This window comes from Bacillus sp. GMa5/1, from assembly GCF_050172015.1.
Classification (GTDB): Bacteria; Bacillota; Bacilli; order Bacillales; family Bacillaceae_G; genus Bacillus_A; species Bacillus_A cereus.
On record NZ_JBNLYC010000239.1, the window covers coordinates 1 to 5,132 of the forward strand.

Genomic DNA, 5,132 nt, shown 5'->3' on the forward strand with positions numbered 1-5,132 from the left:
TCCCGTTCCGCCTCCTGGGTTTCCTCCGGTTCCGTTATCTTTCCCCGTTCCGCCTCCTGGGTTTCCTCCGGTTCCGTTGTCTGTTCCCGTTCCGCCTCCTGGGTTTCCTCCGGTTCCGTTATCTTTCCCCGTTCCGCCTCCTAGGTTTCCTCCAGTTCCGTTATCTTTCCCTGTTGTGTTTTCCATTTTTTTAATAATAGGGTTTTTAGCACTGTGTACTAACGGCATTATGCCATACTGTGATTTATGAACCACATTTTCCACCTTGCTATTTTCCGTTTGTGTTCCTTTATCTTCTTTGTTAGGTTTTTCTTTTTCAGGACTAGTTTCTTTTTTATGAGTCCCACTCAATTCCCACTGCCACATTACAGGAGAGAAAACATCTATATTGATGTTTGGATCTTTTAACTTCACATGCAGATCAATCTTTATATCCCCTTCATTACGAGGAGCTATTGTAATTTCTCCTGCTTCGCTTTGAAGAAAATCACTTGTACGATCCACATCATCAATATATAAAGCTTCTGTACTTCCATCTAGTTTAAATTCTTCTGGAATCTTTATCTTCAAAATTTGCGGAGATTCCATTTTAATTACTTTCGCAGTATCACTAAATGTAATTCCCTCTGTATAAAGTCTATCCTTTACTTCTTTAATAGCGTTTCCTAAAGATATTTTATTTACAGGATCATAATAAAAATTATTTTCTTTATTATATTTTTTTGTAAATTGAATTACATTTTGCAGTTGTAATTTCGTCGCATCTGGTAAATCGCTTTGACCGATTTCTTCCATGTTTAAACTAGGTAATTTCGCAATTAAATTCTCGATTTGTTTCTTTATTCGAGCATCTGGTTGTTTCATTAATGTATTTATGAAGATTTCTTGCTTTCCATCATTCGACATAGATTGCTTTAACTTCTTAATTACCGTCTCTTGAATATCACTTTCTAACTTTCCTGCAAGTTCTGTATCATATTCAGATACTTGTTTTTTTACATCTGCTAAATATTTTTGAATCGCTGCAGCATCAGTTAAAATATTCGGTTCTTTCTCTGAAAACGTAAATTGATTTGAAATAATTTTATTAGCGGATTCCAATGCACTTAATTGTTTTAAAGCATCGCCTGTATTCATATCATTCATATATTGATTGAATTGATTTATGAAATTATTCGCTAACAAATTGTTATCAGTTTGCATTTTTTGAAAGTTATTAAAACCATCTAAGTACGTACTGTTTGATTTATTCCCTTCATCTAACGCTTGACCGAAACCTTTTAAAACATCCTGAAATCCTTTGAAACTATTAACAGAAACACCTGTATAATCTTGTACTGTTTTAAATTGATTTGTGTAATTTGCTAACGGACTATGTATATCTTTTTTATACATAGTTGTTTGAACGTTTCCTTTTTCAATTATTTTACCTATATTATCTTGTGCACCTTGTAGCTTACCGATAATACTCGCAAAATAAACGTCGATTATTTGCTTATTGAAATCTTCTAAAATAACAGAAGCTGTATTTTCTGCCTCAGCTTTCAAATCCTTATTCCCAGTTGCATTTACTTTGTAGTTTAACGTTAATTTCTCTGGAATCTCTGAATCAATCGCAACTGCCTTCCTAGAAAAATCATTTGGAATAACAATCATCATATTGTAATTATTATTTTTCAATCCATTTTCTGCTACCCCGCGACTAACTACGTACCATTCTTGTTTCGTATTTTTATTTACATTTTTAACAAATTGATCTCCAAATGCTATTTTATTGCCCTCAAATACAGTGCCCTGATCTTCATTTACCAACGCAACTGTCATTTTTGGTGTAGTATTCTCATTAGCTTTCTTAACATTTTGATTTAATGCTAAATAGGAGACCCCTGTTGATAGTACAAGAGCTAAAATAATAAACAACAAGATGCTCCATTTGAACTTTTTCACTACTTATCACTCCTGCGACTGCGAGTCTATCTGATGAAAGACTTCGTATCTTACTCTAGTTTTAAAGTAATTTAGCCATACAACGTATGGTTGCATGGCTAAATTATATATTTCTTTTTATCTGTCTTATTGTAGACCGAAATTACGAGAAAGATCTTCGTCATGTCTAGCAACAGCTTCTGCAGTTTTATTAAGCTGCATATTAATTTCTTGTAATAGCTGTGCGAAGTTTTGTACTTTTGGCTTTAATTGATTGAACTGTTGGTCAAAACCTTCGAAAGCACGACCTTCCCATTCTCCTCTTAATTCATTTTGTAAGTTTTGTAGTTGACGTAAAATGTCCTCAATTTGATTTGCACCTTGTCCATATCGAGTCGCTTTCGATTTAAGCTCCTCTGGTGACATACGAATTTGTCCTGCCATTATTAAATCCCCCTTAAAATTAAAAAATAGTAAAATTAACCAATAATCAATTCTACAAATTGATTATATCAATAATTTAAAAATTTCTAAACAAAAAAATGATATTTTTCCAAAATTTCTCTTTTACTATAATAACGATATATTGTATAATACTAATTTATTTGTTTTTTAAGCACACTCTATAAATCGACTATAAAATAAAGGCAAACCATCTATTTTATACTTTATCGCTTTAAATTCCAGCGATAAAGTAGCCACTAAATCATTATTTTCTCTTCTCTCATTCAGACTATTCTACTCACTTCAAAGTCATAATTACCTGCCTTTCAACAAACCCAAACTCTTCGTACATCTCTTTTGCAAAATTCCCAGCAAATACATTCAACCGAATTTCTGAATACTTCTCCTTTAATTCCTTAATACCAGCTTCCATCAGTTCTCGCGATAATCCTCTCCCGCGATATTCTGGGAAAACGTACAATTCATATATAAATCCAAGTTTTTCACGAGAAAAATAGTCTGTATTTTCCCCTATTAATATCCATCCCATTACTTTATTTTTTTCTTTAATAATTAAATAGCATGCTCCTTTTTCTACAATCGGCTTTGTAATCTCAATTGCTTTCTCGGTACTTAATTGACAATTCCCTCTCGTCCCTTCAAAAAGCGATTGAGCCGAATATTTTAATATTTCATTGGTATCTTCTTGATTCGCCTTAACAATCATTTTTCACAACTCCCCTTGAATAATAGGCATTACTATCGCTTGTTCAAGATTCTCCGCTTCCATAACAATTGCTGTTAATCCGTGTTCTGTACTTGTTTCATGGAGCTCTCCCTTTTCCCAAAACACAGCTTGTCCCGCCTCTATATTTATCTTTTCTTTATTTACCCCACATACATATCCTGCTCCTTTCACAATAAGAAGCAGTTGAGATACAACTGCTTCATGATTACCGATGATTCCATTCTCGTGTAAATGCATAGCACCGATATGTATATTCCCTCGATGGTTTACTATTTTCGACATGATGAAATTAGATTGAAATACTGATAGGTGCTTTCCTACTTTTTCACTAAAATCAAAAATTTTCATTACTAGTTCTCCTTATACGTATAAAACCATCCTTACTGTCTGCATCATATGTCCTTCAAAGTCTTCTTCAAATTGCTCTAATTCAGCAAAACCTTTCGCTTCATAAAAGCGTTTTCCTTTTTCATTTGCAGCTTCTACATGTATGTACAACTTCCGTATCCCATTTAATGCTTTAATTCCTTTTTGTAATAAAGCACTTCCGATCCCTTTTCCTTGCTGATCTGGCAACAAATAAATCGCACCTAATTCCGCTTCGTTTTGTAGTCTAACAGGTGAAAAGTTCGCAAACCCTATTACTTCACCCTCTTCTTCCGCAACGAATAAATGTGTATTTTTAAGACGATATTTCATTTTTTCATCAGAATATGCCTCGTCTAAAAAACTATCTTGAATTTCTCTCGGAATAATGCCTTCATATGTATCATGCCAAGCTATTTTTGCTACTGATTGTACAGCATGAATGTCTTCTTGCTTCATTTCTCTAATTATATATGTCATCTCGATGTCTCCATTCTCTTTAAATTATATTCTGCTAATATACTAGAAGAAACGGCAAAACCATTTTCATAATTCACCTTAATTAATTTTAATTTCTCAATTGAAGCTGTTGCAAAATCAAACTTTCCATAAATATATTCCATTACACTTAAAAACTGCTTTGTATGTAATCTATTTGCAATTGTACAATGCGGAACCCATTTTCCCGGTACGTAATATGAATTTGGGTTGTCATGAAAAGTTTTAAAATAATCATGATAAGAATAATGAAGTTTTAACAATTCATCGGTAACGGTCGGCGCTAGAAAGACCGTTCCATTAGTAGGAAAAATTCCAACAGAAGGAAAAGTTACTGCGTCCATATTTTCTTGAATAGCTACAAACTCCCCTAGTTTCTCAGTATACAAATGAACATCTAACTCATTATAATCCGCAATCGTTATATGAGGTTCTACTCCAGCTAGTTGATTTGTTCCAATTACATTTGTTAATTCATTTTGCAGTTCTGTAATTTTATTAGTAAACACACGATCAAATGTAGCAATAATAGCGTACAATCTTTCTCACCCCTTCGTTACACATAGCACTTCCCATTCTTCACGAATCATGCCCATTCGAATAGAATCATAGTATGTTCCGTTATAATAACGACACTTTCGCATTCTACCTTCTAAGCTCATTCCTATTTTCTCCGCTACTTTCATCATTCGTTCATTACCAGACCAAGTCGTGAGCCCTACTCTACCAATTTCCATCTTTTCAAATAATAAATCTCGATATAACGTTAACGCTTCTGTACCGTAGCCACCATTCCAGTAAGTTGGATTATAAATAACAATTCCCATCTCCAACCAACGCGTCGGTTTATGCTCCCAATAAAATCCGACCGTCCCTATAATTTGACCGTTATTTTCTATAATTAAATTTGACAGTGGTTCTTCTTGCAAACGAGGTTGCATCTTCTCTTTATAGGAAGAGTATTCTTGCATTGAAAACGGAAAATACGGTGCATCCCATTTTTTCCATTCTGGATTTTCTTCTTTAAACACGAGATTCCATAATGTTTTTATATCTGATTCTTCTATTGTACGAATTGTAACTTTCTTCCCCATTAATACAACGTTTTGCATAATTCCCTCCTGCATTCCTCTTTATTTCATATATAATT

Annotated in this window: 7 protein-coding genes; all 7 read right to left on the reverse strand. The window is 33.6% G+C overall.

Annotated features, from left to right (window positions below):
- Nucleotides 1–1,947: type VII secretion protein EsaA (gene esaA / locus ACQGSG_RS26340; protein ID WP_426948393.1), on the reverse strand; the 1,947-nt coding region annotated here is incomplete at its 3' end.
- Between the two features lie 126 nt (nt 1,948–2,073).
- On the reverse strand, nt 2,074–2,370 hold the full coding sequence (locus ACQGSG_RS26345) for a WXG100 family type VII secretion target (protein ID WP_000918601.1): 297 nt from the start codon (nt 2,368–2,370) through the stop codon (nt 2,074–2,076).
- 298 nt (nt 2,371–2,668) lie between these two features.
- Nucleotides 2,669–3,097, reverse strand: a complete 429-nt coding sequence (locus ACQGSG_RS26350; RefSeq protein WP_000635649.1) for a GNAT family N-acetyltransferase — start codon at nt 3,095–3,097, stop codon at nt 2,669–2,671.
- 3 nt (nt 3,098–3,100) lie between these two features.
- Nucleotides 3,101–3,466, reverse strand: a complete 366-nt coding sequence (locus ACQGSG_RS26355; RefSeq protein ID WP_000688083.1) for a hypothetical protein — start codon at nt 3,464–3,466, stop codon at nt 3,101–3,103.
- Between the two features lie 12 nt (nt 3,467–3,478).
- Complete coding sequence (locus tag ACQGSG_RS26360; protein ID WP_000221048.1) at nt 3,479–3,964, reverse strand: GNAT family N-acetyltransferase; 486 nt, start codon at nt 3,962–3,964, stop codon at nt 3,479–3,481.
- Nucleotides 3,961–4,521, reverse strand: coding sequence for a 2'-5' RNA ligase family protein (locus ACQGSG_RS26365; protein WP_000270887.1), 561 nt, complete (start codon nt 4,519–4,521; stop codon nt 3,961–3,963). The genes ACQGSG_RS26360 and ACQGSG_RS26365 overlap by 4 nt, the downstream gene beginning before the upstream one ends.
- Nucleotides 4,522–4,527: 6 nt before the next feature.
- The gene (locus ACQGSG_RS26370) at nt 4,528–5,094 is read right to left on the reverse strand and encodes a GNAT family protein (RefSeq protein WP_325842644.1); all 567 of its coding nucleotides are present in this window, start codon (nt 5,092–5,094) and stop codon (nt 4,528–4,530) included.
- Nucleotides 5,095–5,132: the final 38 nt, after the last annotated feature.